At 72.0% G+C, this 18,784-nt stretch carries 17 protein-coding genes; 12 read left to right on the plus strand and 5 right to left on the minus strand.

The window, feature by feature from the left end:
- Positions 1-46 precede the first annotated feature (46 nt).
- Complete coding sequence (locus tag J7E86_RS10365) at positions 47-634, minus strand: histidine phosphatase family protein (protein WP_215081271.1); 588 nt, start codon at positions 632-634, stop codon at positions 47-49.
- Between the two features lie 333 nt (positions 635-967).
- Between J7E86_RS10365 and J7E86_RS10370 the strand changes: the two genes are divergently transcribed.
- From J7E86_RS10370 to J7E86_RS10385, 4 genes are all read left to right on the plus strand, one after another.
- Positions 968-1,186, plus strand: coding sequence for a CbtB-domain containing protein (locus J7E86_RS10370; protein WP_215081272.1), 219 nt, complete (start codon positions 968-970; stop codon positions 1,184-1,186).
- Between the two features lie 19 nt (positions 1,187-1,205).
- Positions 1,206-1,973 (plus strand): CbtA family protein, encoded by a 768-nt coding sequence (locus tag J7E86_RS10375; protein WP_215081273.1) that lies wholly within the window; start codon positions 1,206-1,208, stop codon positions 1,971-1,973.
- A gap of 213 nt (positions 1,974-2,186) precedes the next feature.
- Positions 2,187-3,134 carry a serine hydrolase gene (locus J7E86_RS10380; protein ID WP_215081274.1) on the plus strand — a complete coding sequence of 316 codons (948 nt, stop codon included), beginning with the start codon at positions 2,187-2,189 and terminating at the stop codon, positions 3,132-3,134.
- A gap of 475 nt (positions 3,135-3,609) precedes the next feature.
- A complete protein-coding gene (locus J7E86_RS10385) occupies positions 3,610-5,607 on the plus strand; it encodes an ABC transporter ATP-binding protein (RefSeq protein WP_215081275.1) in 1,998 nt (665 codons plus the stop codon).
- On the opposite strand, the gene J7E86_RS10390 is transcribed toward J7E86_RS10385, so the two are convergent.
- Positions 5,578-5,724 carry a hypothetical protein gene (locus tag J7E86_RS10390; protein WP_215081276.1) on the minus strand — a complete coding sequence of 49 codons (147 nt, stop codon included), beginning with the start codon at positions 5,722-5,724 and terminating at the stop codon, positions 5,578-5,580. The two genes, J7E86_RS10385 and J7E86_RS10390, sit on opposite strands and share 30 nt — an antisense overlap.
- 83 nt (positions 5,725-5,807) lie before the next feature.
- Positions 5,808-6,221: a helix-turn-helix domain-containing protein gene (locus tag J7E86_RS10395; RefSeq protein ID WP_215081277.1), complete on the minus strand. Its 414-nt coding sequence runs from the start codon at positions 6,219-6,221 to the stop codon at positions 5,808-5,810.
- 65 nt (positions 6,222-6,286) lie between these two features.
- Here J7E86_RS10395 and J7E86_RS10400 point away from each other — a divergent pair, with 65 nt between their 5' ends.
- From J7E86_RS10400 to J7E86_RS10415, 4 genes are all read left to right on the plus strand, one after another.
- Positions 6,287-7,216 (plus strand): NADP-dependent oxidoreductase, encoded by a 930-nt coding sequence (locus J7E86_RS10400; protein ID WP_215081278.1) that lies wholly within the window; start codon positions 6,287-6,289, stop codon positions 7,214-7,216.
- A 354-nt stretch (positions 7,217-7,570) separates the two neighbouring features.
- A complete protein-coding gene (locus J7E86_RS10405) occupies positions 7,571-8,221 on the plus strand; it encodes a DUF4360 domain-containing protein (protein ID WP_215081279.1) in 651 nt (216 codons plus the stop codon).
- Between the two features lie 343 nt (positions 8,222-8,564).
- Entirely contained in the window at positions 8,565-9,098 is a 534-nt protein-coding gene (locus J7E86_RS10410; protein WP_215081280.1) for an ATP-binding protein, read from the plus strand.
- 211 nt (positions 9,099-9,309) lie between these two features.
- A complete protein-coding gene (locus J7E86_RS10415) occupies positions 9,310-11,382 on the plus strand; it encodes a SpoIIE family protein phosphatase (RefSeq protein WP_215081281.1) in 2,073 nt (690 codons plus the stop codon).
- Positions 11,383-11,604: 222 nt separating this feature from the next.
- On the opposite strand, the gene J7E86_RS10420 is transcribed toward J7E86_RS10415, so the two are convergent.
- Both J7E86_RS10420 and J7E86_RS10425 read right to left on the minus strand, forming a co-directional pair.
- The gene (locus J7E86_RS10420; RefSeq protein ID WP_215081282.1) at positions 11,605-12,111 is read right to left on the minus strand and encodes a hypothetical protein; all 507 of its coding nucleotides are present in this window, start codon (positions 12,109-12,111) and stop codon (positions 11,605-11,607) included.
- 157 nt (positions 12,112-12,268) lie between these two features.
- Positions 12,269-13,291 carry a helix-turn-helix transcriptional regulator gene (locus J7E86_RS10425; protein WP_215081283.1) on the minus strand — a complete coding sequence of 341 codons (1,023 nt, stop codon included), beginning with the start codon at positions 13,289-13,291 and terminating at the stop codon, positions 12,269-12,271.
- A 225-nt stretch (positions 13,292-13,516) separates the two neighbouring features.
- Between J7E86_RS10425 and J7E86_RS30930 the strand changes: the two genes are divergently transcribed.
- From J7E86_RS30930 to J7E86_RS10445, 4 genes are all read left to right on the plus strand, one after another.
- Positions 13,517-14,533, plus strand: coding sequence for a 3-oxoacyl-[acyl-carrier-protein] synthase III C-terminal domain-containing protein (locus tag J7E86_RS30930; RefSeq protein ID WP_215081284.1), 1,017 nt, complete (start codon positions 13,517-13,519; stop codon positions 14,531-14,533).
- 158 nt (positions 14,534-14,691) lie between these two features.
- On the plus strand, positions 14,692-15,402 hold the full coding sequence (locus tag J7E86_RS10435) for a hypothetical protein (protein WP_251018929.1): 711 nt from the start codon (positions 14,692-14,694) through the stop codon (positions 15,400-15,402).
- Positions 15,389-17,155, plus strand: a complete 1,767-nt coding sequence (locus tag J7E86_RS10440; RefSeq protein WP_215081285.1) for a thiamine pyrophosphate-binding protein — start codon at positions 15,389-15,391, stop codon at positions 17,153-17,155. Before J7E86_RS10435 ends, J7E86_RS10440 begins: the two co-directional genes overlap by 14 nt.
- A gap of 25 nt (positions 17,156-17,180) precedes the next feature.
- Positions 17,181-18,776, plus strand: coding sequence for an FAD-binding oxidoreductase (locus J7E86_RS10445; RefSeq protein WP_215081286.1), 1,596 nt, complete (start codon positions 17,181-17,183; stop codon positions 18,774-18,776).
- Positions 18,777-18,784: the final 8 nt, after the last annotated feature.

Here is an 18,784-nt window from a genome sequence, read left to right on the forward strand (position 1 = left end):
GTTTCCGCAGGCGGAGGGCCCGATCAGGGCGTCGGCGTCCCCGCGGTCACGCGCCGGCGGAGTCCGCCGCGCGCAAGGGTGTTCCGCAGCGCAGGTTCCACCGGCCGGCGCGCCCCGTGAGCTCGGTCAGCGACAAGGGCGGGACGTCGAGCCGCCAGAAGGTCTCCGGCGGCAGGCCGAGCGCGTGGACGACGGCCGCGCGCACCACCGCCGGTTCGACGACGGCCAGCACCCTGCCCCCCTCGGCGGTACGCTCCTCCAGCCAGGCACCGACCCGGCCGGCCAGCGCGAGCACCGACTCGCCGCCGTGCGGCGCGGCCGCCGGATCCGCCAGCCACTCCGCCACCGCCCGGGGTTCGGCCGCGCCCACCTCCGTGAGCGAACGGCCACGCCAGCGGCCGACGTCGAGGTCGCGCAGGCCGTCCACCGCCCGGGCGTCCAGGCCGAGCGCGGTACAGGTCTCGCGACAGCGGACGGAGGGTGCCGTGAGATGCGTGCCGGCAGGCGGCAGCGCACCCGCGACCGCGGCGGCCCCGCGCCTGCCGGCCTCGTCGAGAGGGAAGCCGTCGTCGAAGCGCGCCTCCCGCAGGGCGGCACCGGCGGCGGGTGAGATCAGCGTCACACGTGCGGTCATCGTCTCCCTCGGATCCTCTCCCTTGTTCCCCCGTGCCCGTCTTCCACCCACTCGTCCGGGCCCGTTCGACCGGCGTCACAGCAGATCACGGGCCCCGCGCAGGGCGCACGCCGGGGTGTGCGCCCGCACGCCGTGGCGCATGACCTCGGCGCGCGGTACGGTCACGTGGCAATGACGACGGTGTGACGGAAGCCGGTGAGAATCCGGAACGGTCGCGCCACTGTGAACCCGCCGACACGGCCCCCGCTCACGGGCCTCGACGGGGAAGTCAGACCCGGCACTGTCGTCCCAGGCCCAATGATTCGGGACGCGTGTTCCCCAGGAGGTTCTGCCATGGCTCAGTCAGCCGCGCCCGCCCGCCCCGCCATACCGGCGGTCGCCCCCATCTCGCTGAAGGCGATCGCCCCGTGGGCGCTCTTCGTCGGCGTCCTGATGCTCGTCCTGCTGTACTTCGTCGGCGCGGAGCAGGGCGCCACCTCGCTCATCGCCGGTGAGGACGTCCACGAGTGGCTCCACGACGGACGCCACCTGCTCGGCTTCCCCTGCCACTGACGGCGACGGGAACCGACTCGTGAACTCCGTCTCCGTGAGAGCGCTGCTCGTACGCGGCATGCTCGCCGGCCTCGCCGCCGGCGTCCTCGCCCTGATCGTCGCCTATCTCCTGGGCGAGCCCCAGGTGGACTCCGCCATCGCCTTCGAAGAGGCGCACAGCCATGAGCACGGCGGCGAGGAGGCCGTCAGCCGCACCCTCCAGTCCACCGCCGGACTGGCCACCGGCATCCTCGTCTACGGCGTCGCGCTCGGCGGCATCGCCTCGCTGGCCTTCTCCGTCGCGCTGGGCCGCATCGGCCGGTTCGGCCCCCGGGCGACGGCCGCCCTGGTCTCCCTCGGCGCGCTCCTGGCCGTCTATGTGGTGCCGTTCCTGAAGTACCCGGCCAACCCGCCCTCCATCGGCGACCCCGGCACCATCGGCAAACGGACCACGCTGTACTTCCTGATGATCGCGCTCAGCGTGCTGCTGGCGGTCGGCGCGGTCGTCCTCGGCCGGCGGCTCGCACCCCGGCTGGGCAACTGGAACGCCACCGTGGCGGCGGGCGCGGCCTTCCTCGTCGCGGTCGGGCTCGCCTACGCCTTCCTGCCCGCGATCAACGAGGTGCCGGAGGAGTTCTCCGCCACCCTGCTCTGGCGGTTCCGGCTGTCCGCCCTCGCCATGCAGGCCTTCCTGTGGACCGGGTTCGGCCTCCTCTTCGGTCACCTGGCCGAGCGGCTGCTCCTTCCCGGGCCGGCACGTGACCGGCAGTCCGACGCGGCGGCGCGAACGGCCGCGTCGGCGCACTGAGAGCCGGTGTGCCGGCACACCTCGCGCCGACACCGCAGCCCGTCCGGGGGTGACCCCGGGCGGGCTCTCGCATGTGAGGGGCGGTCGCGGACGGACCGGTCCCCGGCCCCGGCCGTCACCGCCCCAAGTGCCCTCACCCATTAGGGTTTTCCGATTTCCCGACGTACAGCGCCGGGTGCGACGATGCGCTCGCCCCGACCGGAACGCAAGGGAATGGAGCGCACTGTGGAGCACTGTGGGGGAGTACCGGCCACCAGGCGGGGTCGCTGGGGGGTGTCGCTGACCGTGTCGGCCGCGGCCCTTGCCCTCGTCCTCCCGGCGTCCGGGGCGGAGGCCACGCACGGCCCGTCGGGCATCTCCGCGAAGGGCGCCTATCTGCTCGACGGCGGCACCAACCGCCCCCTGTGGGGCAAGGAGGCGAACACCCGCCGGCAGATGGCCAGCACCACCAAGATCATGACCGCGGTCGTGGTGCTCGACAGCCCGGGCGTCGACCTCGGCAGGCCGATCGCCATCAAGCAGTCCTACCGCGACTACGTCGCGCGGACCGGCGCCAGCACCGCCGACCTGCGCACCGGCGACGAGCTGACCGTTCGTCAGCTCCTGTACGCGCTGATGCTGCCGTCGGGCTGCGACGCCGCGTACGCGCTCGCCGACGCCTTCGGAAGCGGCGACAGCGAGGCCGAGCGCACCGCCTCCTTCGTGGCCAGGATGAACGAGCAGGCCGCGCGCCTGGGGCTGCGGGACACCACGTACGACTCGTTCGACGGCATCTCCTCCCATGGCGGAAACCTCACCACGCCCCGGGACCTGGCGAAGCTCTCCCGTCACGCGCTCGCCGACCGCACCCTGGCCGGTGTCATGGGCACCATGAGCACCCAGCAGAAGGCGGTCAACGTCAACCGCCTCTACACCTGGTACAACACCAACAAGCTGCTCGGCTCCTACAGCGGCGTGATCGGGATCAAGACCGGCACCACCTCGGCCGCCGGCCCCTGCCTCGTCTTCGCCGCCAAGCGCTCCGGCCGGACCGTGATCGGCGTCCTCCTCGACGATCCCGGCGGCCGCTACCCCGATGCCGCCAGGATGCTGGACTTCGCGTACAGGAAGCACACGCCGCTGAAGCTCCGTCAGCTCCCGTCGATGGCGCACGAGGACTGACGCTCCACCCCCTCCGGGCGTCGGCCGGCTCCTCCCGCGCGTGTCCCACGAGCCCGGACCCCACGAGGGTCCGGGCTTGATTTATACCTGAACGAGTGAACCGTCAGCAGGGATGTGGAGGATGGTGAACTCCCCCCGGGGCCAGGCCGGATAGAGTCTTCCTGTCCGGAATCGGGCGCCGGGCCACCGCCTCAGCCGGCGGTGTCGGAATGAACCACCGACCCCCGGAGGCCGTTCACCACCCCGAGCCCGACCCTTCCTCCTTCGGCACGTCACCGCGACCGCGGCTTCCTCGTGCCCATGGGCCGTACCCCTGCCCGAGAACGGGAGCGCTACCACCCCCTCGTCCCGCGACCCCTGGAGGCGTCATGCCCGCCCGAAACCGGCTCCGAGCCCACCGCCCGATCGCCGAGGCGCCGAGGCGGCTCGCCCCGCACGGCCCGGCGGCCGCGGCGAGCGACGGGCCGGAGGGGCGATGACGCTCTTCAGGTGGCCGACCACCGGTGACATCCCCGTGTCCTCCAGCGAACTCCTCCTGTTCGGCGGGGCCTTGCGCTACGAAGGCCCCTTCGCGACCCGCGAGCGGCCCCTGCTGCGGATGACGTTCTGGTCCATGGCGAGGCAGTTCCCGGCCATGATCGGTACCGTGGCACGCGCCGCCTGGCGGGAGGACCCCGCCGCCCTGCTCACGCTGCTCGGCGCCGAGCTCGGACAGGGCCTGGCACGGGCCTTCGGGCTGATCGCCACCAGCCAGGTGCTCGTCGCCCTGTTCTCCGCCGGGCCCACGCCCGAACGGCTGCGCGCGGCCCTGCCCGCGCTGCTGGCGGTCACGGTGGTCACCGCCGCCTCCGCCCTGCTCTCGGCCGTCTCCCTCGCGGCCGCCGGACAGCTGGAGCCCAAGGTGGAACGGGTCTGCACCGCCCGCTTCTACCGGACGGCGGTGCGGGTCGAACTCGCGGCGCTGGAGAACAAGGAGTTCCACCGCATGCTCGACGCCGGGCGCTTCGGCACCGACTCCGTGCGGATGATGCTCAGCTCCTCGGTGCTGGTCCTCAACGCCCTGATCGGGCTGATCGCGGCCGCCGGCGTCCTCGCGCTGCTGCACCCGGCGCTGGTGTGCATGCTGGTGCTGGTCGCCGCGCCCAAGGGCTGGGGCGCGGTGGTCTCCGCCCGCCGGCAGTACGCCTCGCGCCACACCTGGATCGAGCACCGGCGCGCCATCTCCGTCATCACCTCCACGCTCACCGGCCAGGACTCCGCCGCCGAGATCCGCGTCCACGGCGCCGGCCGGATGCTCGTCGACGCCTACGACGACATGTCCGCCACCATGGAGAAGGAACAGCAGCGCCTGGCCCGCGCCCAGGCCGCCACCCAGAGTGCAGCCTCCGCGCTGTCGGGGCTCGCGGCCCTCGCCGCGTACGGCGTGCTGTGGCTGCTGCTCGCCGCGGGCGGCATGCCGCTGGCCGTCGCCGGCACCGCCGTGCTCGCCGTACGCTCCTCCAGCTCCGTCCTCACCTCCCTGGTGATGCAGGTCAACCGCCTCTACGAGGAGGCCATGTACCTCGGCGACCTGGAGGACGCCTGCGCGGCCGCCGAGCGGCAGGCGATCCCGACCGGCGGCACGCCACTGGCCGGCGGGGTGCGGGAGATCCGGCTGGAGAAGGTGTCCTTCCGCTATCCCGACGCCCCTGCCCCGGCGCTCCGCGACGTCAGCCTGGCCATTCCGCCCGGCAAGGTCGTCGCCCTCGTCGGCGAGAACGGCTCCGGCAAGACGACGCTGTCCAAGCTGGTGGCCGGCCTGTATCTGCCGACGTCGGGCCGGCTGTCGTGGAACGGCGTCGACATCAAGGAGGCCGACCGGGACCAGCTCTTCGACCGGGTCGCCGTGCTGTCCCAGGACTTCCCGCGCTGGCCCATGACGGCCCGCGCCAATGTGCACATCGGCCGCCCCGGCCAGCCGATGGACCAGGGCCGCATCGACCGCGCGGCCGCCGAGGCGGACGCGACCGAGGTCGTCGAGTCCCTGCCGCACCAGTGGGACAGCCTGGTGATCAAGGGGTTCGAGCGCGGCACGCAGATCTCCGGCGGGCAGTGGCAGCGGCTCGGCAGCGCCCGCGCCCGCTACCGCCGCGCGCCCCTGCTCATCGTGGACGAGCCGACGTCGGCGCTGGACCCCAAGGCGGAGATCGAGGCGTTCCAGTCGCTGCGGACCCTCACCGACGACGGCACGACCGTGCTGCTGATCACCCACCGCCTCGCCGCGACCGCGACCGCCGACCTCATCTACGTCCTCGACCGCGGCCGCCTGGTGGGCAAGGGCACGCACGAGGAGCTGATGGCCGTCGAGGGCGGCCTCTACCGCTCGATGTACGAACTCCAGGCGGCCCAGTACGGCATCGGCTCCGCCGTGCCCGCCGCCTCCGGCACCGCTCGGCGCGACGGCTCACCGCATGCACAGCCCGCCCAGACCTGACGACCGCCCCGCCGCCCCGCCGGAGCCGCCCCGGGAGCCGATGGGGCCGTTGGCGAGCACCTTGCGCGATGTCTTCGGATGCCTGGGAGTGATCACGGCGGCGGTGCTCATCTCCATGCTCTGCGTCCTCCTGGGTCACGCCTTTCCCGGACTCTCGGCCAAATGACGCGGGTGCGGGGCCGGAATCGAGCCGACTGCCGTCAGCCGACCGGCCGCGGCTCGGTGCCCGCCTGGGCGTCGAATGCCTGACGGGCGGTCAGGATGTGATCGACGTGGGCGAGCGCCCATTCGCCGATGGCGACGGTCAGCAGTCCGGCCTCGTGCCCGAGGGGAGTCAGGCCGTATTCCACGCGCGGCGGGACCGTCGGGTAGACCGTGCGGGTGACCAGGCCGTCGCGCTCCAGCGTGCGCAGGGTCTGGGTCAGCATCTTCTGGGTGATGCCGGGCAGGGTGCGGCCGAGCTGGTTGAAGCGCAGGGGCCGCGGTTGCTGTCGGAGTGCGCCGAGCACGTACAGCGCCCACTTGTTGGCCAGCACCTCGACCACCGTGCGGGAAGGACATTCCACCGCCGGCACGGTCCAGGTGCCCTTTGCCTCGCCAGGGGCAGTATCCATCAGGTACCTACCTTTCATCAAGGTGCCTACTTTACAGCGGATACTGTCTATTCGAGGATGGGCGCATGCGAACGATCACTCAGCAATCCATAGGCGGTCCCGAGGTGTTGGAGGTCGCGGAGACCGACCGGCCCCGTCCTTCCTCCGGCGAGGTCCTGGTCCGCGTGCGGGCCACCGGCGTCAATCCGGCGGACTGGAAGGTCCGTTCCGGTCATGTGCGGTGGTTCGGTGAGCCACCGTTCGTCCTCGGCCATGAGTTCAGCGGGGTCGTGGCCGGGGTGGGGCCGGAGGTGACCGCGTTCCGGGCCGGGGACGAGGTCTTCGGGTGGGTGACCCCGCCGCACGGCAGCTACGCCGACTACGTGCTCGTACCGCAGACCTCCCTCGCCGCGAAGCCGGCGAACATCGACCATGTGCACGCCGCTGCCCTGCCCATCGCGGGGCTGACCGCGTATCAGGCGCTGGTCGACATCGCGCAGGTGCGGCCTGGTCAGCGGGTCCTGGTGCACGGAGCGGCGGGCGGCGTCGGGCACCTGGCCGTCCAGGTCGCCAAGGCGCGCGGCGCCCACGTCATCGGCACGGCGCGGGCGGCCAAACACGACTTCCTGCGGCAGCTGGGCGCCGACGAGCTCATCGACTACACGACGACCGATTTCGCGAACACGCGGCACGTGGACGTCGTGCTGGACACGATCAGCAACGACTACGGGCCGAGGTCACTGCGCACGCTCAATCCCGGCGGCATCCTCATCGACGTCGTGGGCGTCGGGATCGACCGTACGGCCGTGAAGGAGCGGGCGGAGGCGAGCGGGCTGCGGTTCGTCGAGTACTACCTGGAGCCGACCCCGGCCGACCTGGCGGGCCTGGCCGGCCTGGTGGCGCGGGGTGACCTGCGGCCGGCCGTCCAGGAGACGCTGCCTCTGACCGAGGCGGCCAAGGCGCACGAACTGAGCGAGACGGGCCGGGTGCGCGGCAAGATCGTGCTCGTGCCCTGACGAAGCGGCGAACCGGTCGGAGGGCTTCGTCTCCTCCGGCCGACAACGGGGCCCGGACCCTGCCCGTGCCGTGATCGGGCGCCGCCTCGCCGCGGAGCGTCGCCGTGGCCGACGGATGAAGGCGCCAGGCGCCATTACGAGCCAAGGGCGGGCACGCGCTGCGCGCGGTATGGCGGAGCGGGTGAGGGCCTCCTACCATTCGAACGCTCCCCGTCCCACGGGCGTTCGAGGGATCGAAGATTGTCATGGGCATGCCCTGAATTGCTCGTGTCCCTCGATCGATTCGGGCCGTACCCGCTCTGGTATCCGGCCCGCCCGCAGCCGTTCGTCCCCAGGACCATCGATTGGAGAGCCATGCCCGGCGTTCTTTTCGCAGGAGCCGCGATAGCGACCCTGTTCGCCTCGCCGTTTTCCACGTACGACGCCTCGATCATCGTCAACCCGCCGCCGGACAAGATCGTCATCGAGCTCGCGACGGTCAACGGATCGGGCTGTCGCGCAGGCACCGCCGCGGTGGCCGTCTCGCCCGACAACACGGCCTTCACCGTCACCTACAGCGACTACCTCGCCCAGGTGGGCGTGGGGTCCAAGCCGACGGACGCCCGTAAGAACTGCCAGCTCAACCTGATCGTGCACGTACCGCAGGGCTTCACCTACGCCATCGCCAGCGCCGACTACCGCGGCTACGCGAAGCTGGAGAGCGGCGCCATCGGTCAGCAGAAGGCGTCGTACTACTTCCAGGGCTCGTCGACGACCGTGCCCAGCGTCCACAACTTCAGAGGCAACTACGAGGACAACTGGCAGGCGACCGACAGAGTCGACGTCGCCGCGCTGGTCTGGTCGCCCTGCGGCGAGAAGCGGAACTTCAACATCAACACCGAGGTGCGCGTCAACGCCGGCACCTCGGACCCGACGAAGACCACCAGCTTCATGACCATGGACTCGACGGACACCGACATCAACACCGTCTACCACCTGGCCTGGAAGGAGTGCCCCCACACGTAAGGGGTAGGCGCGTCCACCGGCTCCCGGAGCGTCTCCGGGGGCCGGTGACGGGCACCGGTGCGGTGGACGCGGACTTGGTGAGCTCTTGACGGGGACTTTATTCCCGGCGATACCGCCCCTACCTGCGGCGATCGCGCTCCGCTGATTCCCGGTGACCTAGAGGGTATAGACCTCTGGCGAAAAGCAAGCGAATGTGGGGGGAACCACGCGAAGACAGAACGGCCCCGGAGCCCCCTCACAGGACCGTACCGGCGTCGGAGACGAGTTCTCACGCAGCGCCCTTCGCGCTACCTCGATCGCATTGAGCCTCATGCCTGCTACCAGACGCGACACCGTGAGTCCCTTGCATACGGCCGACGCCTTCACCGGCGCCCACGACCCGGTCGTCGACCGGTTCCTTCCCCCGCGCGGAGCCGCGGGCCCCTGGGGCCCCGGAATCCCCCTGTGCATGCACAGCCCGCCCACCCGCTGGCGGCTGCACCACCTGCTCCCGCCGGGCCACCCCTCCCGTGCCGTCTCGCTTCCCGCGACGACCCGGTCCGTCTCCGCCGCCCGCCGCTTCTGCGACCTGATGCTGGCCGAGTGGGGACTGCAGGAACTGGCCGACGACGCGGCCCTCCTGCTCTCGGAGCTCGTCACCAACGCCATCGTGCACGTCCCCGAGGCGGCCGGCATCGAGCTCGTCCTGACCCGCTCCCAGGGCCACCTGATCGCCCAGGTCACCGACGCGGGCGGCCACCTGCCCCGCTGCGGGCGGGCGGGCCCGGACAGCGAGGGCGGCCGCGGCATGTGGCTCGTCGAGCAGATCGCCGCCCGCTGGGGCCACCATGCCTCCGGCAACGGCAAGACCGTCTGGTTCACCCTCCGTCTTCCGTAGCCCCCGCACCTCCTCTCCCTTCCTTTTCCGGGCCTCCCCTTGGCCGGCCCCCTCCGGTTGCCGACGCACCGGCCCTGTGCCGCGGGCTGCGCGGTGGGCCCCTTCGGAGAGACGATGGAAGACACTGCGGCGCACACGGCGCACCCGACGACACGGGTCCGGTCGGCGCGGGGCCGCCGCACCACCCACGGCGGGCGGAAGGAGGACCCCGATGGGTACGACCGACGCCGACGCGTTCCGGTCGGAACCCGTCCGGCCCACGGGAGCCCCCTTCGAGCCGGGCGGACTGCTGGACGTGCTCAGCGTGGCCGCCGTCGTCCTCGACGAGCAGGGGCGGATCGTCCTGTGGAGCCCCCAGGCGGAGGAACTGTTCGGCTGGAGCGCCCGGGAGGCGCTCGGCCGCTACGCCGCCCAGCTGCTGGTCCTCGACGAATACCTCGACGCGGTCCTGGAACTGTTCGCCAAGGTGATGGGCGGCGAGTCCTGGGCCGGCGTCTTCCCCGCCCGCCACAAGGACGGCACCGCCCGCCTGGTGGAGTTCCGCAACATGCGGCTGGAGGACCAGAGCGGGAGCTTCTATGCCCTCGGCATGGCCACCGACCAGGAGGTCCTGCGGCACGTCGAGCGCGATCTCGCCCTCTCGATCCGGCTCGTCGCCCAGTCCCCGATCGGGCTGGCCGTCCTGGACAACGACCTGCGCTTCGTCATGGTCAACCCCGCCCTGGAACGCATCCACGGCCTGCCCTCCGAGGCGCACCTCGGCCGCCGGGTCGGCGAGGCGCTGCCGGAAGCCGACGTCGAGGAGATCGAGTCGGCCATGCGTGAAGTGCTGGCCACGGGCGTCCCGCTGCTGGACCGGTTCGCCGTGGGCGCCAGGGGCGGGGGTGCCACCGAGGAGACGGCGCAGCTGGTTTCCTACTACCGGCTGGAGGACCCGGCCGGCCGGCCGCTCGGCCTCGCCACCTCGGTGGTCGACGTCACCGACCGGCACCGCGTGGACACCGAGGCGCGCCGCCGGACCGCCCTGATCGCCGACGCCTCCGTGCTCATCGGCACCACGCTCGACCTCGACCAGACCGCCCGGGAGCTCGCCGAGGTCGTGGTGCCCGGCCTGGCCGACGTCGCCGCGGTCGACATCCTGGACACCGTCCTCGGCGGCGAGCACGCTCCGCCGGACGGGCGGGCCGCGGTGTTCCGGGCGCTGGCCGTGGCCGCGAACGACGCCCCCGACGCCGTCCGCGCCGCCGACCCGCCCGGCCAGATCGCCCAGTACGCCGCCGACCGGCTGGTCACCCGGTGCGTGCGGACCGGCCACCCCGTCCACGTCCCCCACGTACGGAAGGAGGACCTGCCGGGCATCGCTCGCGACAGCGAGGCCGCCGCGCTGCTGGACCGCGCCGGCCTGCACTCCTACCTGGCGGTGCCGCTGATCGCCCGGGGCGAGGTGCTCGGCGCCCTGGACCTCAAGCGCCTGAGCAACCCGCAGCCCTTCGGGGAGGAGGACGTCGCCCTCGCCGCGGAACTGGCCGCCCGCGCCGCCGTCTGCATCGACAACGCCCGCTGGTACCAGCGCGAGCGCTCCACGGCCCTCACCCTCCAGCGCGACCTGCTCCCGCAGCGGCCCCCGCGGCTGCCCGGCCTGGAGATCGCCTACCGCTACCAGCCCGCCGGCACCGCCAGCCAGGTGGGCGGCGACTGGTTCGACGTCATCCCGCAGGACGGGGAGAAGAGCGCCCTGGTCGTCGGCGACGTCATGGGCAGCGGCATCAACGCCGCCGCCGCCATGGGCCAGCTGCGCACGGCCGCCCGGACGCTCTCCCAGCTGGGCCTGGACCCCGCCGAGGTGATGCACCACCTCGACCGCACCGCCAGTGGTCTGGACCAGATGATCGCCACGTGTCTCTACGCGGTCTACGACCCGGAGCGCGGCCGGTGCTGCGCGGCCAACGCGGGCCACCTGCCGCCCGCCCTCGTACGCCCCGGCCGGCGCCCGGCCCTGCTGGACCTGCCCGCCGGCGCCCCGCTGGGCGTCGGGGGCGTGCCCTTCGAGAGCGTCTCCGTGGATCTCGTCCCCGGCGACGAGCTCGTCCTCTACACCGACGGCCTGGTCGAAACGCGTGACCAGGACATCGACAGCCGGCTGGAGACCCTGCTCACCGTTCTCGACGACGCCGCCCCCGCGGACCTGGAGGGGACCTGCGATCTGCTGCTGTCGACCCTGCGCGCCGGGAACGACCAGGACGACGTGGCTCTCCTGATCGCCCGCGTCACGGGTCGGGTGTGACCGGCGGCTCCTCGCCCGCGGGCTGTCTTTGCCGCCTGCGGCGGCGGGCGCCCTGCGGGCGCGTCCTCAAATTCCCCCAGCTACCGCTGGGAGGTGCCCCCAACGGGCTTGATTTCGGCTGAGCTCAGCCACAATCAAGCCTGTCCGGCGCTTGAGGACACCACCGCGCAGCGGCGTTGCGCACGACACGGCCCGCGTAGAGCCCGGAAGCCGGTCAGCCGGTCAGCCGGTCAGCCGCACGCGGTACGAGGCCCGTTCGCCGTCCAGCGTGATGCGGGCCTCGCCGGTCGCACCCGCGTACGTGCCGGTGCCGCCCGTGACCGCCGCGGTCGTGACCCACGGGCCGCGGCCGAACCGGTCGGTCATGGACGTCAGGACCAGCGTGCCGTCGTCGGTCCGCAGCACGCGCTGGCACTGGGTCACCACGCCCTCGTACCGCGCGAGGACGACCTCGCAGCGGTCGCTCGCGTCCCCGACGCGCCTGCCCGCGCTCTCCTTGCCGGCCCGGTCGACGGCGGTGGTGTGCAGGTCGAAGTAGGTGACCCAGCTGTCACCGGTCCTCGGGTTGTCCGGCTGGGTGCCGACCTTCTGCACCGCCGTCAGCCGGAGCTCGCGATCCCCGTCCGCCGCTGCGGACGACGAGGACAGCGCGCTGAACGTCACGGCACCGGCGACGGCCGCCGCGGCGGCGAGGACGGTCAGGGCGCGGCGGGGACGGTCACGGAACATGGGGGCCTCCAGGTCAAGTCCGGTGCAGCGCCCCCGAGTCACGGTTCCCCCACCCGCCCCGTCCGGCGCTGCGTTCACCTCGACGCCGACGGTATCGCGGAGCGACGGTCCGCCGACACGAAGTCACCCATCAGATACCGCCATTCCCGCCAGGGGCTCAGGTCGCGGTGTCCAGGGTCCGGGGGACATGGGGAACGGGCGTGCGCAGCAGGCCCAGCTCGGCCGCGCGGGCGCCCGCCTGGAAGCGGCTGACCGCGCCCAGCTCCGCCATCGCGGCCTTCATGTAACGGCGGCACGTCCGGGTCGAGACGGCCAGCCGGCGTGCGATCACCTCGTCCTTCAACCCGGCCGCCATCAGGTGCAGTACGGTCCGGTTCAGCTCGTCGGCGACCTTCTCGTACGGCGCTTCCTGCGGGTCGAACGGCTGCCCGAGCATCCAGACGTCCTCGAACCGGCGGTACATGAACTCGGCGACGGTCGTGTTGGTCACCAACGCCGCGCCGCCGCCCCCGCCGTCCGCCGTCGACTGCGGCACGAAGACCAGGGACCGGTCGAACACCACGAGGTGCTCGCAGACCTCGGCACTGGTGCGCACCTCGGCCCCGGCCTCGGCCGCCTGGCACACATAGGCGCGGGTGGCCAGGCTGGCCCGCTCGGCGTGCTGGTACAGGATGCGCATCCGCACGCCCCGGCGCAGCAGTGCCAGGCTCCAGGCGCGCGCGTGCTGTACGGCCTCCGCGTCGCGGCCGTTGCTCGGCTGGATCGCCACCGCCTCGTGCCGGCAGCGGCGGGCGGCCGCGGCCAACTGGCGCTGTACCTCCGCCGGGTCATGGACGGTACGGGTGCCGTCCGCGGGCTGTGCCGACCCGGCGCTGTCCTGGTAGACGGGCACCAGCGCGTGCAACTGGCCGCGCATCCGCGCGATGCGTTGCTCGTGTTCGTGGATGTCGCGCTCCAGCGGGCCGCACGCGATCGCCTCGGCGACCTCCGGGTGCACGGCGACCAGCGGGCTCCCGCCGCCGGCCGAGGAGAGCAGGCCCATCGCGCGGAGCGCGTCACGGGCATGTGCCAGTTCACCTGGGGAGATGCCGAGCTTCTCCATGATCGTGGCCTCGTGGAAGGAACCGTGCCGAAGAGCCAGCGTGTAGGCGGAAACGCAGGTGGAATCCAGCTCTGTCAACTTTTGCCCCCGGTATTCTCAACGTCCTTGATCGCTCCCCCGATTTCCACTTCTTGCCAGGTCACTATAGGACACCGCTTTCCGGTTTTTGCCAGGTCACTATAGGACATCGCTGCGTCGTGGCCCGGCGGTCGGGACACTGCGCATACTCGATGTGTCACGGCCGGTGCCGCGCCACGCACCCGTGTCCGTGACGGGGGAAATGCCACAAGGGGGGACAACGGGGTGCGCAACAACCGGGCGACGTATGCCCAGATCATTGATGTGGTCAGCTATCTTCCCGAACGTGTCGTCGCCAATGGCTCGGGGGACGCCGGCGACGAACTGGGGGAAGATCCATTTTTTCGCGGAGTGGCCGAGCGCCGGTTCGCCTCGCCCGACCACACGTCGGCGGACCTCGGTACCCGCGCGGTCGGGAAACTCCTGGGCCGCACCGGCCTGGACGCCGCCGACATCGACCTCATCATCTACAACTGCGTCTTCAACGACACCTTCTGGCCCGGCATCGGGCCGGCGGTGCAGCACGGCGTCGGCGCGCGGCGCGCGGCGATCCTGCAGGTCGACACGAGCTGCTGCTCCTGGCTGTCCGCGCTGCGCACGGCCGCGGCGTTCATCGAGTCCGGGCAGCACCGCAACGTCGTCGTCCTGACCGTCACCAACTTCGTCTCGCGGCTGCCGGAATTCCAGAAGTCCGCGCGGTCGCGCGTCCTCGGCGACGGCGCCACCGCGACGCTGCTGGCGCCGGGGGAGCGGACGATCCTGTCCACGTACGAGCGGTCGCACGGCGAGCACTACGGACTGCTCCGCTTCGAACCGGACGTCGTGGACGGCGTGTTCAAGGACTACTGGGAGCGGGGCTGCGGCCCCATCACCGTCAGCTTCACCCGTGAGCGCATCGACGCGCTGCGCGAGAACGCGATGAGCCTCGTACCCGAGGCCGTAGCGATCAGCCTCGACCGGGCCGGGTTCAAAAGCCGGGACGTCGCGCTCCTCATCACCCACCAGCCGAACGAGGAGTACCTCGCCGAGTGGCGCCGGCGCTGTGGCATCGAACCGCCGCGCGCGCACGACACGCTCGCCAAGTACGGCAACCTGTTCGCCGGCTCGATCCCGGTGACCCTGGCCGACGCGCTGGACAACTCCCTGGTCAAGCCGGGCGAGGTGCTGGCGCTGGGCACCTTCTCCAACGGCGGGGACATGGTCAGCGCGATGACGCTGCGCTGGCCCGCGGCCCGGGTGTGAGCCGCGGATCCGGCGCGGTCCCGCACCGGACCCCGGGGTGATTCCACTGATACGCGTGATTCCGTTTCGGTCGCCGCGCGCTGCCCGCGCGTTTCCGAATTCGCGAATTCCGCTTCTCCTTTCCGTTGCTTCGCATCTTTCGCATTCAAGGGGGCGCCATGACGCCTGAGCTGAATCCCGCCACCGAGCCGGCCGGTTCCGACCTGGCCCGGCTGGATCTCATCCGCTGTGAGAACACCGACGCGGAGGACATCCACAAATTGATGGTCGACATGACCAAGGAGTCCTACTCGCACGACGAGGTATTCGGCTCGTTCTGTACCCTCGGCGAGCACATCGACGTCCCGTACGACGTGGTTTTCGACTACCTGGCCGATATCCGTTCCCTGGAGGAATGGTCGTACAGCATGCGGGAACTGAAGCACGTCGGCGGCGGCCTCTACCGCGGGCGCGAGGCCATCCAGCCCGGCACCGAGATCTTCATCCGCGCGGACGTGCTGAAGGGCCCCGAGCACGGGCAGGTGGTCTGGCCCTGTGCCTGGGACCAGGGGCACGAGCTGTGGATGCGCTACTACTTCACCGTCGTCGACGCCTGGCGCACCCTGCGCCGCCCCGGAACGTTGATCGTCTGGACGAACTGCCGGCACCCCTATTACGACCGCGACGTCACGGACGTACCGGATTACATCGCCGCCGGCCGGGCGCGCACCGACCGCTACTGGGTCGGGGACATCTGGCCCCAGTTCGACGCGATCCACAAGGTCGAGATGGCCAACCTCAAGCGGATCCTCGAACACCGCTTCTCGGTCGGCGCCGTCGGTCCGGCCGGCTCCGCCACGGCGTCAGGACGGTCCGATGCGGTTGGCTGACGCACTGGTCTCCACGCTGCGCGACTGGGACGTCCGGCACGTCTTCGGCGTCAGCGGGGCCAACATCGAGCACGTCCACGACGCGATCCACCGCCTCGGCGGCGACCGGCTGCGGTCGGTCATGGCCCGGCGCGAGGACGGCGCCGCGTTCATGGCCGACGGCCGGGCCCGCGTCCACCGCACCCTCGGCGTCTGCTGCGCGACCTCCGGCGGCGGCATGGTCAACCTGCTGGCCGGACTCGCCGAGTCGTACGCGGAGTCGGTCCCGGTCCTGGCCCTCATCGGACAGCCGCCACGGCAGTTCGAGGGGCGCGGCGCCTTCCAGGACTCGTCCGGGATCGGCCGCACGGTCGACGCCACCGGCCTGCTGCGGGCGGCGACCAAGCGGGTCGCCAAGATCGAGGACCCGGCCGACTTCTGGCCCGAGCTGCGCGCGGCCGCGGTCGCGGCGCTCACCGGCCGCCCCGGCCCGGTGGCGCTGCTGCTGCCCCGCGACGTCTTCGACCTGCCCGTGGGCCCCCGGCCCGCGGACTGGCCGGCCGACCTGTCCGCCCTGCTCACGCCCCGGGCGGTGGATCGGCACACCGTCCGCCCGCTCTTCGACGCGCTCCGCGCGGCCCACCGTCCGGTCCTGCTCATCGGACACGGCGTGCGCCGCAGCGGCGCCGCCGACGAGATCACCTCCTTCGCCCGCCGCGCGGGCGTCCCGGTGGCCGCCACCATGGCGGCGCGCGGCGAGTTCCCGAACGACGACCCGCTGTTCCTGGGGGTCGCGGGCGCCGCGGGCCACCCCTCGGCGCACACCTACCTCAAGGAGTCCGACCTCGTCGTCGCGGTCGGCACCGGGCTCGGCGTCATGACCCGGGCGCCGCTCGGCAGGCTGGACCCCGGACGGCTCGCCGTGGTCAACATCGACCCCGGCGAGGCCGAGCGGGCCACCGCGCCCGGCATCGTGGTCGCCGAGGACGCCAAAGCGGCCTTCCGCACCCTGTCGGCGCTCCTCGACGCCGAGCCGTTCACCGCGCCTCCGCCCGACGGCTACGAACTGCGCCGGTACCGCCCGCGCCTGGCGCCCGTCACCGGCAGGCCGCACGACGCGCGCACCACACGCGACACCCTGCGCCAGAGCGAGGCGATCCGGGTCATCGAGGACTACCTGCCGCGCGGCGGCAACATCCTGCTGGACGCGGGCAACTGCGCCTCCGCCGCCATCCACCTGGCGCAGGTGCCCGAGGGCGCCTCGTCGACCATCGCCCTCGGCATGGGCGGCATGGGCTACAGCATCGCCGCGGCGATCGGCGCCCAGCTGGGCTCGGCCCCGGACGCGCGGACCGTCGTCCTCTGTGGTGACGGGGCCTTCCTGATGAACGGCTTCGAGGTCCACACCGCCGTGGCCGAGCGGCTGCCCGTCCTGTACGTGGTCTTCAACAACAACATGCACGGCATGTGCGTCACCCGCCAGCAGACGTTCTTCGACTCGCGCCTGGAGTGCGTGAGCTATCCGGCGCTGGACGTGGCCACGGTGGCGTGCGGCCTGGGCGGGCCCGACCGGCTGTGGGTCGGCACCGCGGGCACGCCGCACGAACTGCGCGACCGGCTGGCCGACTACCACGACCGCCACACACACCTCCCGGGCGTCCTCGAACTGAGGCTCCCCGCCGAGGAAGTGCCGCCCTTCGCGGCCTTCCTGCCGGAGGACGAGCCGACGTACGTCGTCGGACGCCGGGCCGACAGCCGGGTACTGGCCGGCTGAGCACAGAACGATCAGGGGGAAATCGATGGAGCAAGAATCTCGCCGTGCCTTCCTCGCCGAGCACGCCGCCGACGGCGGTGCCGCGGCCGACGGGCGGACACCACCGGCCGAGGCGGACACCGCCGCGAGCGGCGGGGCGATCACGGTCACGCCCGGCGACTCCCGGTACGCCGATCTGACTCGCGGATACAACCTGCGCTGGGTCTTCCGCCCGGAGGCCATCCGCATGGCCGACAGCCGGCGGCAGGTCGAGGACGCGGTCCGCGAGGCGTTCCGGGCCGGCAAGAGGATCGCCGTCCGCAGCGGCGGTCACTGTTACGAGGGCTTCGGCACCGACGCGAAGGTCGTCATCGATCTGTCGAGCATGAACTCCGTGACCTTCGACGCGTCGCGCGGGGCGTTCGCCATCGAGCCCGGGGCGACGCTCGGAGAGGTCTACGAGGCCCTGTACGAGACGTGGGGCGTCGTCCTGCCCGGCGGCGCCTGCCCCTCGGTGGGCATCGGCGGGCACATCGCCGGCGGCGGCCACGGGCCGCTGTCCCGGCTGCACGGCATCACCACCGACTACCTGCACGCCGTCGAAGTGGTCACCGTCAACGCCGCGGGCCGCGTCACCACCGTCGTCGCCACCCGCGAGGACTACGAGCACGGCCGGCCCAAGGGCGCGCTGTGGTGGGCGCACACCGGCGGGGGCGGCGGCAACTTCGGCGTCGTCACCCGCTACTGGTTCCGCACCCCCGGCGGCAAGGGCGACGATCCCCGGCGGCTCCTGCCCAAGCCCCCCGGCGAGGTGTTCGTCTCCACCGTCACCTGGTCGTGGGAGGGGATGACGGAGGCGGCCTTCACCCGGCTCGCGAAGAACTACAGCTCCTGGTGCGAACGGCACGCCGCGGGCTCGGCCTACGACAGCCTCTACAGCCAGTTCCAGCCGACACCGCGCGCCGCCGGCTCATTCAGCATGATCACGCAGTTCGACGCCACCGGCCCGGACGCGGAACGGCTGCTGGACGCGTACTTCGCGGAGATCAACGAGGGGACGGGCCTGACCCCGCGGGTGGAGAAGCGGCGCCTGCCGTGGCTGCACGCCACCCAGTGGCCGGGCCTCGCCGGCCCGAACACCCCCACCTTCCGGTTCAAGGCCAAGTCGGCGTACCAGCGCCGCACCCTGCCGGACCGGCAGATCCGCGCGATGTACAAGTACCTCACGGAGGTCGAGTACCCGAACCCGGCGGCCCGGCTGCTCATGATCGCCTTCGGCGGGAAGACCAACACCAGGGCGCGCGAGGCGACGGCGTTCCCGCACCGCGACGCGGTGATGGAGATGCACTATGTCACCGCCTGGTACGAGGACGCCGAGGAGCCCGTCCACCTCCAGTGGATCCGCGACTTCTACGCGGCCGTGTACGCCGACACCGGCGGCGTGCCCGTCACCAACGCCGAGACCGACGGCTGCTACTTCAACTACCCGGACGTCGACCTCGACGACCCCGAGTTCAACCGGTCGGGCGTCTCCGCGCACCGGCTCTACTACGGCGAGAACTACGAGGCCCTCATCGAGGCCAAGCGCGCCTTCGACCCGCACGACGTCTTCCAGCACACCCAGTCGCTCCCGGCGAAGTGAGGGGCCCG

The sequence above is a fragment of the Streptomyces sp. ISL-11 genome (assembly GCF_018614525.1).
Classification (GTDB): domain Bacteria; phylum Actinomycetota; class Actinomycetes; order Streptomycetales; family Streptomycetaceae; genus Streptomyces.